The 14,840-nt window shown below is 33.3% G+C and carries 15 protein-coding genes and 1 rRNA gene; 15 read left to right on the forward strand and 1 reads right to left on the reverse strand.

Annotated elements, in window-relative coordinates:
• The 10 genes from rrf to rsmI all read left to right on the forward strand — a co-directional run.
• Positions 1-90 (forward strand): 5S ribosomal RNA (rrf, locus tag ACFCYN_RS18170); the annotation flags it as partial.
• Between the two features lie 722 nt (positions 91-812).
• Positions 813-998 carry a sigma factor G inhibitor Gin gene (locus tag ACFCYN_RS18175; protein WP_375950830.1) on the forward strand — a complete coding sequence of 62 codons (186 nt, stop codon included), beginning with the start codon at positions 813-815 and terminating at the stop codon, positions 996-998.
• Positions 999-1,349: 351 nt separating this feature from the next.
• On the forward strand, positions 1,350-2,768 hold the full coding sequence (locus ACFCYN_RS18180) for an aminotransferase class I/II-fold pyridoxal phosphate-dependent enzyme (RefSeq protein WP_375950832.1): 1,419 nt from the start codon (positions 1,350-1,352) through the stop codon (positions 2,766-2,768).
• An 11-nt stretch (positions 2,769-2,779) separates the two neighbouring features.
• The gene (tmk, locus tag ACFCYN_RS18185) at positions 2,780-3,412 is read left to right on the forward strand and encodes a dTMP kinase (RefSeq protein ID WP_172446587.1); all 633 of its coding nucleotides are present in this window, start codon (positions 2,780-2,782) and stop codon (positions 3,410-3,412) included.
• Between the two features lie 204 nt (positions 3,413-3,616).
• Complete coding sequence (gene holB / locus ACFCYN_RS18190; RefSeq protein WP_375950835.1) at positions 3,617-4,612, forward strand: DNA polymerase III subunit delta'; 996 nt, start codon at positions 3,617-3,619, stop codon at positions 4,610-4,612.
• A 3-nt stretch (positions 4,613-4,615) separates the two neighbouring features.
• Entirely contained in the window at positions 4,616-5,443 is an 828-nt protein-coding gene (locus ACFCYN_RS18195; protein WP_172446589.1) for a PSP1 domain-containing protein, read from the forward strand.
• 12 nt (positions 5,444-5,455) lie between these two features.
• A complete protein-coding gene (gene yabA / locus ACFCYN_RS18200) occupies positions 5,456-5,815 on the forward strand; it encodes a DNA replication initiation control protein YabA (protein ID WP_142317352.1) in 360 nt (119 codons plus the stop codon).
• A 187-nt stretch (positions 5,816-6,002) separates the two neighbouring features.
• On the forward strand, positions 6,003-6,737 hold the full coding sequence (locus tag ACFCYN_RS18205; RefSeq protein ID WP_172446590.1) for a tRNA1(Val) (adenine(37)-N6)-methyltransferase: 735 nt from the start codon (positions 6,003-6,005) through the stop codon (positions 6,735-6,737).
• Complete coding sequence (locus ACFCYN_RS18210; RefSeq protein ID WP_098117889.1) at positions 6,727-7,014, forward strand: GIY-YIG nuclease family protein; 288 nt, start codon at positions 6,727-6,729, stop codon at positions 7,012-7,014. Before ACFCYN_RS18205 ends, ACFCYN_RS18210 begins: the two co-directional genes overlap by 11 nt.
• Positions 6,986-7,861: a 16S rRNA (cytidine(1402)-2'-O)-methyltransferase gene (gene rsmI / locus ACFCYN_RS18215; protein WP_172447755.1), complete on the forward strand. Its 876-nt coding sequence runs from the start codon at positions 6,986-6,988 to the stop codon at positions 7,859-7,861. Before ACFCYN_RS18210 ends, rsmI begins: the two co-directional genes overlap by 29 nt.
• Before the next feature lie 105 nt (positions 7,862-7,966).
• Here rsmI and ACFCYN_RS18220 read toward each other — a convergent pair whose 3' ends face one another.
• Positions 7,967-8,251 carry a transition state genes transcriptional regulator AbrB gene (locus ACFCYN_RS18220; protein ID WP_098171383.1) on the reverse strand — a complete coding sequence of 95 codons (285 nt, stop codon included), beginning with the start codon at positions 8,249-8,251 and terminating at the stop codon, positions 7,967-7,969.
• A gap of 283 nt (positions 8,252-8,534) precedes the next feature.
• Between ACFCYN_RS18220 and metG the strand changes: the two genes are divergently transcribed.
• The 5 genes from metG to rsmA all read left to right on the forward strand — a co-directional run bounded on the left by metG (position 8,535) and on the right by rsmA (position 14,778).
• Positions 8,535-10,514, forward strand: a complete 1,980-nt coding sequence (metG, locus tag ACFCYN_RS18225; protein ID WP_375950837.1) for a methionine--tRNA ligase — start codon at positions 8,535-8,537, stop codon at positions 10,512-10,514.
• A gap of 425 nt (positions 10,515-10,939) precedes the next feature.
• Positions 10,940-11,710 carry a TatD family hydrolase gene (locus tag ACFCYN_RS18230; protein ID WP_172446592.1) on the forward strand — a complete coding sequence of 257 codons (771 nt, stop codon included), beginning with the start codon at positions 10,940-10,942 and terminating at the stop codon, positions 11,708-11,710.
• A 186-nt stretch (positions 11,711-11,896) separates the two neighbouring features.
• The gene (locus tag ACFCYN_RS18235) at positions 11,897-13,105 is read left to right on the forward strand and encodes a ubiquitin-like domain-containing protein (RefSeq protein ID WP_375950839.1); all 1,209 of its coding nucleotides are present in this window, start codon (positions 11,897-11,899) and stop codon (positions 13,103-13,105) included.
• Positions 13,106-13,348: 243 nt separating this feature from the next.
• On the forward strand, positions 13,349-13,903 hold the full coding sequence (gene rnmV / locus ACFCYN_RS18240) for a ribonuclease M5 (protein WP_098117894.1): 555 nt from the start codon (positions 13,349-13,351) through the stop codon (positions 13,901-13,903).
• Positions 13,903-14,778, forward strand: a complete 876-nt coding sequence (gene rsmA, locus ACFCYN_RS18245) for a 16S rRNA (adenine(1518)-N(6)/adenine(1519)-N(6))-dimethyltransferase RsmA (RefSeq protein WP_375950841.1) — start codon at positions 13,903-13,905, stop codon at positions 14,776-14,778. The genes rnmV and rsmA overlap by 1 nt, the downstream gene beginning before the upstream one ends.
• The last annotated feature ends 62 nt before the right edge of the window (positions 14,779-14,840 follow it).

Here is a 14,840-nt window from a genome sequence, read left to right on the forward strand (position 1 = left end):
ACCCGTTCCCATACCGAACACGGCAGTTAAGCTCTTTTGCGTCGATGGTAGTTGGGGGTTTCCCCCTGTGAGAGTAGAACGTCGCCTGGTTAAAAAAAAACATCAGCTATTTGGCTGATGTTTTTTTGTATGTAATCATGTATCCTTAATTTCGATTAAATTGTAGAGTTTAATAGTTTTCCTTTAATAAGACTTATCAAATTCTGCTTGCCGGATACCAAAGACATAAATCAAGATGAGTAAAAGGAAAGTAAATCATATTATAATGGATATTTAAATTTGGCAGGTCACGCTACCAAGAGAACACACCATACTAAATGTATTTGAAATAGTATAAGCAAGTAAAGGAGTGGCTGATGAATTATGAATGATAACACCTTTTTTAGTTTCAGCTTTTTCAAGAGTTACTTATATACGAAAATGACTGCATTTATTCGAAATTCAAGAGTGCTCGCTAAAGGATCGCTTTTTTTTAGCTTTTCTCATTACTGTTCAGAGCAATATTTCTTCTAATAAGGCTTTACGACTCAAATGTAAGCGCGAGCGCCCAAAAATCAAGTTTTATGGACTTTGTCTATACACTGAGACTACATTTACTTGTAGTCCTTTTTTAGTGGTTTAAAGAGAAAACTGTAAAATCTAGGAAAAAATCTTTTTTAGTAAAGCACAAAATTAGAATTATTTTCATATATTACAAAAAAATAGGCACTAAATTGTATAAAAAGTTTTTAATTTGCAAAACTAAATAATAAATGAAATTGTTTAATCAATATGAAAATTTAGTCGTAACTATATTTAGAGGAGGAAATACAATGAAATCTTCAAAGTGTATAGTTTGTGAAGAGAAAAAGGAGCAAGGAATTCATATTATCGAGGCATTTGTATGTGAAGAATGTGAAAAGAAAATCGTAACAACAGAAACAGATGCACCTCTATACAATTCCTTTGTAGAGAAGTTAAGAAGTATTATTACGGTGAAAGAAGAAATTGCAACTTAAAGATTAACATAAAGATAGTAGTTTTATAAGTTGTTGTAAGATAAAATAAAGTATAAAATGAAGGACCGATTACTGTATACAAGGACCTCTGCCATAATAAATTACTTGTTGGTCACTCTTAAGTGACTAGACTTTTTAAGTAATGGAGAGAGCTTGTAAATGTAATCGGTTTTTATATTGCTTATTTATTAAAACTTAGTAATTAAGTGCTGCGAGAAGTAGTTTGGAATCAATCGATTGTCTTTAAATGTTGGACAGCATTTTGATTATTTTTATTTAAAATTATCACTAAAAAAATATACTAATATAACGATATGCAAATAACTTGTGTAATCAAAGGAAGCGTTAATCATGAATAAAATGCCATTACTAAATGCACTGAGAGAGTTTGTTAATAAAGAAACAATATCTCTACATGTACCAGGACATAAAAATGGAAAGCATACATACATAAAGGATTTAGAATTACCAAGTATATTAAGTTATGATGTGACAGAATTAAATGGACTAGATGACTTACATTATCCTTCAGAGGCGATTAGTGAGGCTCAAAACATTTTAGCCAAAGTATATAATGCAGAAGAAAGTTTCTTTTTGGTGAATGGATCAACTGTAGGTAATTTAGCCGCTATTTTAGCTTTATGTAGTGAAAATGAGGAAGTATTTGTTCAACGTAATTGTCATAAATCGATTTTTCATGGTCTATTACTTGCTGGAGCAAAGCCGATATTCTTGCCTTTAGATATTGATGAAGAGTTAGGACAACCGCTTGGGATTAACATTGAACAATCACTGGAAGTAATAAAAGACTATCCTAATGCAAAGGCAATGATTTTAACGAATCCTAACTACTATGGAATGTCTCAGTCTTTAGGAAATATAATTGAATTCGCCCATAGTATGGGAATCCCTACAATAGTTGATGAAGCCCATGGAGCACATTTTATCATTGGGGCGCCATTTCCGGAAGACGCGCTTTCTATGGGTGCGGATATCGTCATACAGTCAGCCCATAAAACCTTACCTGCAATGACAATGGGCTCATATCTACACATAAAATCAAATTTGGTTCGTAAAGAAAAGATAAAAGAAATGCTGAGAATGCTACAAAGCAGTAGCCCTTCTTATCCGATTATGGCTTCTTTAGACTACGCAAGGAACTTTGTCGAAACATTTTCTTCTAGTAAAGTGATAGATCTTAAGAAGAAAATTGAACAGTTTATTGAAGAGGTAAAAGATTTAGCTGGTTTAAACATTGTTACTACAGATCATTTAAACTATAAGCAGGATCTATTAAAATTAATCGTAAAAAGCGAAAAAGGACATACCGGTAAGCAATTACAGGATCTATTTGAAACTGAGGGGATCTATACGGAACTTTCAGATTGGGGACATGTTCTATTTATTTTACCTCTAGATGAAAAATATGATTTTAGTGGTCTGATTAGTCGTATAAAAAAAGCAATTGATGATATAGATTTTATTGAAAATAAAGTGCCTAAGCTTACCGTACCTAATTTTTCTAGTACAGTTTCTTATAGTTACTCGGGTTTAAAGAAAAAAAGAAAGATGGTAAAAGATTTGGCAGATTCTGTTGGAGATATTTCGGCAGAAAATATTGTTCCATATCCACCAGGAGTACCAATTTTATTAAAAGGTGAACTGATCACTACTAAGCATGTTGATTATATTCACGATATACATCAATATGGAATGACAATCCATAACTTAATTGAAAATAAAAATTTACAAATTGAAGTATTGATTTAGGAGGAAATAGGTTGAAATCTTTATTTATTACATTTGAGGGACCAGAGGGTGCTGGTAAAACAACAATTATTAATATGGTGTCAGAAGAACTTCGAAATAAGGGCGTAAATTTTATATCTACTCGTGAACCTGGTGGAATCCGAATAGCTGAAAGTATAAGAAATATTATTTTAAACACTGAAAATGTTGAAATGGATAAGCGTACGGAGGCATTGTTATACGCCGCAGCGAGGAGACAACATTTGGCGGAAAAGGTAATTCCGGCATTAGAAGAAGGAAAAATTGTATTATGTGACCGATTCTTAGATAGCTCACTTGCATATCAAGGAGTCGGCAGAGGGATCGGTATAGATGAAATTTATAATATAAATCAGTTTGCAATCGATGGATTAATGCCGGATTTAACAATTTATTTTGATTTAGATCCCAAAGTTGGACTGAATAGAGTTCACCAAGCGAATGAGAGAGAAGTCAATCGACTCGATTTAGAAGAGCTAGATTTTCATTTAAAGGTTCAAAGCGGATATGCTGAAATAATGAAAAGGGAACCAGGACGCTTCAAAAAAGTTGATGCATCTAACTCAATCGATCAAGTATTCAAAGACACTTTAGAAGTCATTTTAGAAAAGATTGAACAAATTTAATTATTAACAAGAGTTGATTCCATGACCAATAAATTTAATGAACTGGTATAATAGAATGAGAATAAGTTTTGTAAATTTACTGGAACTTGTATATGAACTTAATAAATTGTATTTATAAGATTATAGTTAAGTAATTTAGAACACGAAACAGTCGGAAACAAAGAAGCGTTTTTATTCAATTTATAGATATGAGAAGGTGTAAACATGAGCACATCTTGGGAGGAATTAACCGAGCGTCAGCCAGTTGCTAAAAAAATGTTAAAAAATGCTGTTATTAAGAACAGAGTGGCTCATGCTTACTTATTTGAGGGCCCAAGAGGAACTGGCAAACGAGAACTTGCATTATATTACACAAAAGTATTACTATGTGAGAATGTAAGTGACGCTACACCTTGTGGAACTTGTCGTAATTGTAAGCGTGTCGATTCCGGTAATCACCCGAATGTTTACTTAATCGAACCCGAGGAAACCTCTATAAAAAAACATCAAATTCAACAACTACAAGAGGAATTCTCTAAAACTGCTGTTGAATCGAATCGAAAAATTTATATAATAGACCACGCTGATCGAATGACTACGAATGCAGCAAATTCATTATTAAAATTTTTAGAGGAGCCTGTTTCAATTACAACCGCGTTTTTATTAACTGAGCAAGTACAACAAATTTTGCCAACAATACAATCTAGATGCCAATCAATTCATTTTAATCCACTGCCAACAAAGTATTTTGAGGAACATTTAACAAAAATAGAACTACAATCAAATTTAATCCCTTTATTAGCAAGAATCACAAACAGTGAAACTGAGGCAGTTCAAATTGTTGAAGAAGAATGGTTTGCACAAGCTAGAGATTTAGTGATAGAATTATATGAAGCATTATTAACGACGAAAAAAGATAGTCTTTTGATTATACAACAAAATGTGACTCGTCATTTCAATACGAAGGAACAGTTACAAATGGTGCTTGATATGCTTGTATTAGCCTTTAAAGATATGCTATATATATATGCTGAACAAGATCAAAACGTTGTTTTTAAAAATGAAGAATCATTAATGAGACAAGCAATAAACCGCATTTCATTAGAGAAAATAACTACTTGTTTAGAGATCATTCTTGATGCTAAAAAACGACTAACATCAAACGCAAATATGTTAATGGTTTTAGAGCAAATGACTATAGAGCTACAGGAGGGATTGTAGATTGTGTACGAAGTAGTCGGAGTACGTTTTAAAAAAGCAGGTAAAATCTATTATTTCGACCCAAATGGATTAGCAATCCCTAAAGATACATTTGTCATCGTTGAGACGGTGAGAGGGATTGAATTTGGAAAAGTAGTTGTTCCAAATAAAAAGGTCGGAGAAAATGACGTAGTCCTTCCATTAAAGAAAGTTATGCGATTAGCTGATGAGCATGATCGTATGATTGTAGAAGAGAATAAACATTCAGCTAAAGAAGCTTATGAGGTTTGTTCTAGTAAAGTTATGCAACATGAACTAGATATGAAATTAGTTGATGTCGAATATACGTTTGACCGAAATAAAGTCATCTTTTATTTTACAGCAGATGGTAGAATAGACTTTAGAGAATTAGTTAAGGATTTAGCTGCAGTATTTCGTACTCGAATTGAATTAAGACAAATAGGTGTACGAGATGAAGCAAAAATGCTTGGTGGAATAGGCCCTTGTGGTAGAATGTTGTGTTGTTCTACATTTTTAGGTGATTTTGAACCTGTATCTATAAAAATGGCTAAAGATCAAAATCTTTCCCTTAACCCAGCAAAAATTTCAGGACTTTGTGGCCGCCTAATGTGCTGCTTAAAATATGAAAATGATGAATATGAGGCTGCAAAGGAGCAACTTCCAGACTTAGAGGATATCATTGAAACAACAGAAGGACCTGGAAAGGTAGTAGGATTGAACATCCTAGAACGAGTTATTCAAGTAGAATTGATCAAAAAAGAACGCGTTGTGGAGTATACCCTGGATGATTTAATTCATGAGGGAGTTGTGTCAATACAAACCACAGATTAAGAGGTGGTAAGATTGGACAAGAAGAATATATTCTTATCTCTTTCCAATATGGAAGAACAAATTCAAGATTTATCAACACAGCTTAGTGACTTAAAACAATATATTGCTGAGCTTCTAGAAGAAAACCACTATACGAAAATTGAAAATGACCACTTACGTGAACGATTAGGTCTAGAAAAGCGTGTAGAAGAAAAAGAACAAATAAAAGATTCAAAGAAGAAAAAGGTACAAAAGGATAAGGATCTTGGTGAAGGCTACGATAACCTAGCGAGACTTTACCAAGAAGGTTTCCATATTTGTAATCTACATTATGGAAGCGTACGTCATGGTGAAGACTGTCTGTTTTGTTTATCCTTCTTTGATAAAAAGTAACGGTAGGCTATTCCCTAAGAAGCGAACGATTACCTTAATAACGGCTATTATGTGAGCTGGATTGAAAGGTAATTTGGCGTAATTCCAATGGTAATAGCTTCTTTTTATGCAATCTTAGTTAATTAAATGGCAATTAGGCAATGATAAGAGATAAATAATGCCTGAGATATATTGAAAGGAAAAAAATATGCTTAAAGGTGACGAACGTTTAGATTACTTATTAACTGATGATATGAGGATTATTCAAAGTCCTTCAGTTTTTTCATTTTCATTAGATGCGGTTCTTTTATCAAACTTTACATATGTTCCAATTCAAAAAGGCACAATTGTTGACTTGTGCTCTGGAAATGGCGTTATTCCTTTGATGCTACATCGAAGATCAAAGGCAAATATTATTGGGGTAGAAATACAAGAACGATTGTACGATATGGCTAAAAGAAGTATTGAATACAACAAGCTAGAAGAAAAAATATTAATGATCCATGACGATTTAAAAAATGCACCAGACAAAATCGGTAGAGAATTCGTGGATGTTGTTACGTGTAATCCACCATATTTTCAAGATATTCCTACATCTGAACAGAATATTAATGAGCATTATGCAATCGCGAGACATGAAATCAAAACGAATTTAGAAGAAGTAATCATTGCAAGCAAGCTGCTTTTGAAGCATGGAGGAAAATTAGCGATGGTTCATCGTCCGGGTCGAATGCTGGATATTGTTACTTTGATGCGAAAGCACGGCATTGAACCGAAGAGAATTCAATTCGTCTATCCGAAAGTAGGGAAGGAAGCAAATACACTTCTAATAGAAGGAATAAAAGGAGGCAAAGCAGACCTAAAGATTTTGCCACCGATTTATGTATATGAGGAAAATAATGAGTACACGCCAGCACTAAAGGAAATTCTATATGGAAAATAAGCATTATTTATATGTGTTAGAATGCGCTGATGCAACCTTTTATGCAGGCTATACGACTAATATTGAGCGTAGAATTAAGCAACATAATGATGGAAAAGGTGCAAAGTATACTAGAGGCAGAGTACCTGTAAAATGCATATTTTTTAAGGAGTACTCAACTAAGCGAGAAGCAATGCAAGCTGAATATGCATTTAAGCAATTATCAAGAGAAAATAAAGTACGATATATGAGAGAAGGAACGTGCAATGATAAAAAGCCAAAAGAGCTTTTTAAATGAAGAATTAGGCTGTCTTTATTTAATACCAACTCCTATTGGTAATTTAGAAGATATGACGTTTAGGGCAGTACGAATACTAAAAGAAGTAGATTATATTGCAGCGGAAGATACTCGGAACTCTAAAAAGCTCTGTAATCACTTTGAAATTTCTACACCATTAGTAAGCTATCATGAACATAACAAAGAAAAAGCAGGATTAAAAATCATTGAAGATCTAAAACAAGGGTTGAAAGTTGGGTTAGTTAGTGACGCAGGTATGCCATGTATTAACGATCCAGGCTATGAGCTTGTACAGCTTTGTTTAGATGCAGGAATATCCGTTATACCTTTACCAGGTGCAAATGCTGCTTTAACTTCCTTAATTTCATCTGGACTCCCTACAGATTCATTTTTATATATAGGATTCTTATCGCGCCAAAAAAGAGATAAGAAAAAACAACTTGAACCGCTAAAAGGTCAACGAAGTACAGTCATTCTATATGAGTCACCACATCGGTTAAAAGAAACATTACAAGTCATTCTCGAAATACTAGGTGACAGAAAAATTGTACTTTGCAGAGAACTTACAAAGAAATTTGAAGAATTTTTGCGTGGAACCGTTAGTGATGCAATTGAGTGGTCAACTAATGAAGAAGTACGTGGAGAGTTTGTTGTTATTTTAGAAGGTGCCTCCGAGGAAGACGTGAAAAATAGTGAGGACTGTTGGTGGGAAGAACTGACTATAAACCAACATGTTGATTGGTACATAAATGAGAAAAAGGAAAAAAGTAAAGATGCAATAAAACTTGTGGCAAAAGATCGCTCATTAAATAAAAGAGATGTTTATGCAGAATATCACGAAATTTAATAAATATAAAGTTAGGCTGCCGTATTTAAATGTGAAATTCTCTAATCATGATTTTAATTAATTGATTAGCTAAAGAATGCAATTTAAACGGGCAGCCTATTTTGTTTAATTATGATCAGCTATAAATTGTTCAATTTCGAATTTTAAGAGCTCTGCTCCTTTTTTACTTAATACAATTTTGCCATCAGCAACCTCAAGATTATTTTTAGATATTTCTCCAGTCATCATACAAGTCATATTAGGCTCATATTTTTTTAGGATAATTCGATCATCTTGAACAAATATTTCAAGTGTGTCTCTTTCAGTGATGTTTAATGTTCTTCTAAGTTCAATTGGGATTACTACGCGACCAAGCTCGTCTACCTTACGGACAATTCCTGTAGATTTCATCATTAATCCTCCTATTAATTGTTTATAAAAATTAAATGATTAGATTGTTTTGGAACTACTCTAACTAAATGGGCTAATAAACGAGAAAATATATGTATATTTAAGAGAAATAATAGAAATAGATGTTACTATTGTGTAAAATTTAACTTGTAAAATAAGTGTGAAGTTGTAATAGTAGATGGAATATGCAGATAACTCATTTTTCATTTTATAATGAAATGCAAAATCATGCGAATAATTTAGTGTCAATATTTAGAAATTTTTGAAGGAGGAGTATTGGTAAATGAGTAATAAAACTTTTTATATTACAACCCCAATTTATTATCCGAGCGGAAAACTACATATAGGTCATGCGTATACAACTGTTGCTGGGGATGCAATGGCTAGATATAAAAGACTTCAAGGCTTCGATGTTTTTTATTTAACGGGTACAGATGAACATGGTCAAAAAATTCAACGTAAAGCTGAGGAGTTAAATGTATCGCCTCAAGAATACTTGGATAATATTGTTGTTGGTATTAAAGACCTTTGGACCAAATTAGATATCTCATACGACGATTTTATTCGTACAACAGAAAACAGACATAAAGAAGTTGTTGAAAAGATTTTCAAACAATTACTTGATCAAGGTGATATTTATTTGGACGAGTACGAAGGATGGTATTCAGTTCCAGATGAGACATTCTATACTGAGACACAGATAGTTGATCCTATTCATAATGAAGAAGGAAAAATTGTTGGTGGAAAGAGTCCTGATAGTGGCCATCCAGTAGAGTTAGTTAAGGAAGAGTCATACTTCTTTAAAATGAGTAAATATGCCGACCGATTATTGAAGTATTATGAAGAGAACCCAGAATTTATTCAACCTGAATCAAGAAAAAACGAAATGATCAATAATTTCATTAAACCAGGTTTAGAGGATCTAGCTGTTTCTCGTACTTCATTTGACTGGGGTGTAAAAGTACCTGGTAATGCTAAACATGTTATTTATGTTTGGATTGATGCGTTATCTAACTATATTACAGCACTAGGATATGGATCAGACCAAGAAGAAAACTATAAAAAGTATTGGCCAGCGAATGTACACTTAGTTGGTAAAGAGATTGTTCGTTTCCATACGATTTATTGGCCAATTATGCTAATGGCATTAGATTTACCATTACCTAAAAAGGTATTTGCTCATGGATGGTTATTAATGAAAGACGGTAAGATGAGTAAGTCAAAAGGGAATGTTGTAGACCCAGTAGTACTAATCGACCGATATGGCTTAGATGCGTTAAGATATTACTTATTACGCGAAGTTCCTTTTGGATCAGATGGAATATTTACGCCGGAAGGTTTCGTTGACAGAATTAATTTTGACTTAGCAAATGATTTAGGTAACTTATTAAATAGAACAATTGCAATGATTGAAAAGTATTTTAATGGAAAGATTCCTTCAGTAAATGGAACAGTTACGGACTTTGATGAGAGTCTTCAACAAATGGCGAAGAGCACAAAAGAATCTGTGGAAGCTGCAATGGATAACATGGAATTCTCAGTTGCATTAACAAATATTTGGCAGTTTGTTAGCCGTACGAATAAATATATTGATGAGACGCAACCATGGGTGCTAGCAAAGGATGAAAGCCGTGTACAAGAGCTAGCTTCTGTAATGGCGCATTTAGCTGAATCTTTACGTCATGTTGGAATTTTATTAAAACCTTTCTTAACTCAAACACCAACAAAAGTATTCACTCAGTTAGGACTAACTGAAGAAGGAATATTATCATGGGATAGCCTAAATGAGTTTGGAGCAATTAGCGAAGGAACAAAAGTCCAAAAGGGTGACCCAATTTTCCCTCGTTTAGAGACAGAAGTTGAAGTTGCATATATTAAAGAGCAAATGCAAGGTACTGTAAAACCTGTGGAAGAAGAGAAAGTTGAAGAAGAAGCTATTCCAGAGATCACAATTGATGAATTTTTCAAAGTTCAACTAAAGGTTGCTGAAGTAAAAGAAGCTGGTTCAGTAAAAGGGGCAAAAAAACTTCTTAAACTTCAATTAGATTTAGGAAATGAATCAAGACAAGTTGTTTCAGGTATAGCTGAACACTATAAACCAGAAGACTTAATTGGTAAAAAAGTGATTTGTGTAACGAATTTAAAACCTGTAAAGCTTAGAGGCGAACTTTCTGAAGGAATGATTCTTGCGGGAAGTATTGAAGGTAAACTATCACTTGCAACAATTGACCAATCATTACCGAACGGTACGATTATTAAATAGTGTTACTAAGAAAAGTACTTCGTGTAAAAACTAGCATGAAGTACTTTTCTTTTTTTGTTTTATTTTACTGAAATAATTGTTGGATGATGCTGAAAATTGTAAAAATATCATAGGAATCACAAATATGATAATATTTTGTTGAATTATGGCAGGTATTAACAAGACATTGTTAAAAAATGTCATTATATGAAGAAAATATTACAGATAGATTACAGCGGTAAACTAAAAAAATTATCTGATTTTAATTTTAAAGTGACAGAAAGTCCTGTTATTGCATGGGATTTATTTAAAAGACCTTTAAAAATTTATTAGAAATCACTTAAATTTGCCTGTTTCTTTTTGTAACGGAATTGTTAACTGCGCGTTAGGTAAGAAATTTTAGGTTATGCTAGACTAAATCTCAGATGAGCAAAGGGGAAGTAAAAATGCTTTTTGATACACATGTACATTTAAATGCAGATCAATACAAAGAAGACCTTGAAGATGTAATTAGTAGAGCTCTTGAAGCAGGAGTTGTTCATCAAGTAGTTGTTGGTTTTGATCGACCGACAATTACGAAGGCTATGGAATTAATTGAGAAATATGACTTTCTTTATGCGGCAATTGGCTGGCATCCAGTCGATGCGATTGATGCAACTGAAGAAGATTTTAATTGGATTAAAGAACTTTCAAAGCATCCAAAAGTAGTAGCGATTGGTGAAACAGGATTAGATTACTACTGGGATAAGTCTCCAAAAGAAATTCAAAAAGAAGTATTTCGTAAACAAATTCAATTAGCAAAAGAATGCGGACTACCGATTGTTATTCACAATCGTGACGCAACAGAAGACATTGTAACTATTTTAAAAGAAGAAAATGCATCAGAAGTAGGCGGAATAATGCACTGCTTCGGCGGAAGTGTGGAAACAGCAAAAGAATGTATTAATATGAACTTCTATATTTCATTAGGAGGACCAGTTACATTTAAAAATGCAAAAAAGCCTAAAGAAGTTGCGACAGAAATTCCGTTAGAAAATCTATTAATCGAAACGGATTGTCCATACTTAACACCACATCCGTATAGAGGAAAAAGAAACGAACCTAGCTATGTATCACTTGTTGCTGAGGAAATTGCACGTTTAAAGAATATATCAGTCGAGGAAGTTCAAAAAATAACTTTCGAAAATGCGTGTAATATTTTTCAGATTAACAAATGATTTCATGAACTAGTACGAATACATATTATTCGTCACAGTTCGCGTATGAAGAGTTGAAGAATTTGTCGAAAGAAAACTCTTCTACTTCTAAATCTAGTAAACATACATTCAGTAGAGTAGAAGCACTAGTTAATAGGTTTGGAGCTAGTCAATCTTTTTTCTCAGGCAAAAAGGAGGAGTAAAATCGTGATAGACGCGAATAGGTTACTTTCTAGACTTGGGAGTAGTAAAAAACTAGCAGTACAACTTGCAGGAGCTTTAGTTTTCACTGGATCAGTAGGTACAGGAGCATATGAGGGACTTAAAGAACAAGTAACTCTTGAGGTAGACGGGAATAAACAGGTTATTCAAACACATGCAAGTACTGTGGCTGAATTATTGAAAGAACAAAATTTTAAAATTACAAATGAAGATGAAGTATATCCGTCAGCCAAAACGAAAATATCAGATGATATGGATATTACAGTACATCTAGCAAAACCTGTTAAACTTACGATCGACGGGCAGGAACAAGTCATTATGACAACTGCTCAAACGGTAAAAGAATTATTAAAAGAACAAAATATTAATATTAAGCCTGATGATGTAATAATGCCTGCACTTTCGACACCGTTAGAGGAAAATGGTAAGGTATCTTACGAGAAAGCATTCCCTATGGTTTTAAATGACGGAGGAGTTTCTAAAAAAGTTTTTGCAACTTCGACTACTGTCGCTGACTTTTTAGAAAAGCAGAACATTACTTTAAACGAATTTGACCGAGTTGAACCAGGTGCTGGAGAAATGATCAAACAAAACGATACAGTTCGAGTTATACGTGTCGAAAAAGTCAACGATGTGGTGGAAGAGCCTGTAGATTTTAAAGTTAAAGAAAAAGAGGATTCTTCTATGCATAAAGGTGAATCTTCGGTCATTTCAGAAGGTGTAAAAGGTCTTGTTAAACGTAACTTCGAATTAATTAAGGAAAATGGTAAAGTAGTTTCTAAAACACTTGTTGACGAAACTCTATTAAAGGATCCAGTTGATCGTGTAGTTGCAGTTGGAACAAAGACTGTACCGTCATCTAGTGCATTAGTAAAATCTAGTGCTCCAAAATCAAATAGTAAGGTAAAAGAAATGTATGTTGAAGCAACTGCATATTCGCCTTATGATGCTGGTATGTCAGGTACAACAGCTTTAGGTATTAATGTTCGCAAAAATCCTAATACGAAGCTAATTGCCGTCGATCCAAACGTTATTCCATTAGGATCTAAAGTTTGGGTTGAAGGATATGGTGTTGCGATTGCTGGTGATACTGGTGGTGCAATTAAAGGGAAAAGAATTGATATTTTAATGCCTACAAAAAATGAGTGTTTTAATTTTGGTCGACGTACTGTAAAAATTCGTATCATTCATTAATCATTTTAAAAATAATATAGAAGATAAAAGAAAAGTGGAAGGATAAATCCTTCTGCTTTTTTTCATATTAAGAAAATATAGATTGGCAATAGTGGAGAGTTGCCGTTCATTCCAAATTTAGGTGCAGCTACAACTCTGTCTTCTCCGATTCGGGAGTTTTCTTTAAAACTATTTTTAACAGAGTATGAAGTTTTTTTATCCATATGGTATGATTACATATACTTGTAATGGTTGGAGGAACAAATGAAAATTAAAGAAATCATTGTTGTTGAAGGTAAAGATGATACAGCGGCAATTAAAAGAGCTGTGGATGCAGATACAATTGAAACAAGTGGTTCTGCTATAAATAAGGATACTTTAAAATTAATAAAGCATGCTCAGGAGACTAGGGGAGTGATTGTATTTACAGATCCCGATTATCCTGGCCAACGAATACGTTCGATTATTAAAGAACATGTACCAGGATGTAAGCATGCATTTTTACCAAAGGAAGAAGCTGTTCGTTCAGGTAAAAAAGGATTAGGAATCGAGCACGCTACTAGAGAATCTATTCGAAATGCCTTAATTCATGTTAAGCAAGAATTTATCGAAGTTGAATCTGAAATTACGAAAGAAGATTTAATCGATGCAGGATTAATTGGACATCCTTCATCAAGCATAAGACGAGATAAACTTGGTAAAATTCTTAATATAGGCTATACAAACGGAAAACAACTAGAGAAAAGACTGCAAATGTTTCAAATTTCAAAAGACGAATTTGGACAAGCAGTAAAAAAAGTTTTAATGGAGGAAAAGTAATGAAGGATATCGCAACTCCTAGTCGTACGAAAGAGATATTAGCAAAGTACGATTTCTTCTTTAAGAAGAGCTTTGGACAAAATTTCCTAATTGATACAAATATACTTGAGAACATTGTAAGTTATGCAGATTTAACAGAAGAAAGTTGTGCAATTGAAATTGGACCGGGAATTGGAGCATTAACTGAGCAGATTGCTAAACGCGCTAAAAAAGTATTAGCCTTTGAAATAGATAATAGATTAATTCCAATCTTAGAAGATACCCTTTCACCGTACGATAATATACAAATCATTAACGAAGATGTATTAAAGGCGGATGTTGAGAAGGCAATCAATGAATATTTACCAAATGAGAATGATATTATGGTAGTCGCAAACTTGCCATATTATGTAACAACGCCAATTATCATGAAGCTATTAACAGAAGGTTTACCAATTAGAGGGATTGTATGTATGCTACAAAAAGAAGTAGCAGATCGTATCGCTGCAAAACCAGGAACAAAAGATTATGGATCATTATCAATTGCGATTCAGTTCTATACACAAGCTTCAACAGTTATGACTGTACCTAGAACGGTATTCATGCCACAGCCAAACGTTGATTCCGCTGTTATTAAGCTAATAAAACGTGACAAACCAGCAGCAGAGGTTGTAGATGAATCATTCTTTTTTGAGGTAGTCAGAGCGAGCTTTGCCCAAAGAAGAAAAACGTTAAATAATAATTTATTAAATAATTTCTCTCAACTGAAGAAGGATAAATCGATTCTTGAAGCTTGTCTTTTAGAAGCGGGTATCGAAGGAACTAGAAGAGGGGAAACATTATCAATTCAAGAATTTGGTACATTAAGTAATATTCTATACAAACATTTAAAATAAAAAGATGAGGATTATGAACAATTTTTTCTATTGTTTATAATCCTATTTTTTATGTAATAGTT

It is taken from the genome of Gottfriedia sp. NPDC056225, assembly GCF_042267765.1.
In the GTDB taxonomy this organism is placed as follows: domain Bacteria; phylum Bacillota; class Bacilli; order Bacillales; family Bacillaceae_G; genus Gottfriedia.